This is a genomic window from Spirosoma fluminis, from assembly GCF_054778895.1.
In genome coordinates this window covers 1-555 of the sequence record NZ_BAAGZD010000043.1, presented here as the reverse complement: position 1 = coordinate 555, position 555 = coordinate 1, and the positions used below count along the sequence as shown (strand labels likewise).

At 51.2% G+C, this 555-nt stretch carries 1 protein-coding gene; it reads left to right on the top strand.

Features of this window, described 5'->3' with window-relative positions; genetic code table 11:
* Positions 1-555 (top strand): hypothetical protein (locus ACYVBJ_RS26295; protein ID WP_460985285.1); only part of this gene is annotated, 555 nt, incomplete at both ends.

The window sequence follows — 555 nt, the reverse complement described above, 5'->3', positions numbered from 1 at the left end:
ATACGACTCGCTCAGAGCGCTCTACCAAAACGGGGGCAATCAGGCCGTTCGGGACCGGGTCGAGAAAATGTTTAAGAAGGATCAGCGAAAGGCCCTGTTGGCGCTGTTTCGCATTGGGGCTACTCAAGAGCGGTACGCCGAAAAACGATTTGCTCCCCACAGTGAGCAGCAAATGGCTCAACTACTCCCAATTATTGATCACTACGGGTACCCCGGTGAACGACTTATTCATAATGGCTACTGGGCTGCGGTCATACTGAGTCATCACAACTCTATCAGCAAAGCCTACGCCTTAAAAGACACCGTATACCCGCATGTGAGACCCAAGCTAATGAAGGCCCTGAAGTCCGGGCAGATGTCGCCCTACGAACTGGCAATGATCGACGACTGGTATATGGCCGTCAAGACTGATCGTCAAGAGACGCACTTCGGGTACTTAAGTAATTCCTTGACTCCTCAGGCCAAGACCAAAGTCGATCATTGCCGGGAAACCATCGGCCTGAGTAGCGTAGAAACGATCAGTTTGTTAGCTGATCTGCAACAACAAACAGGCTT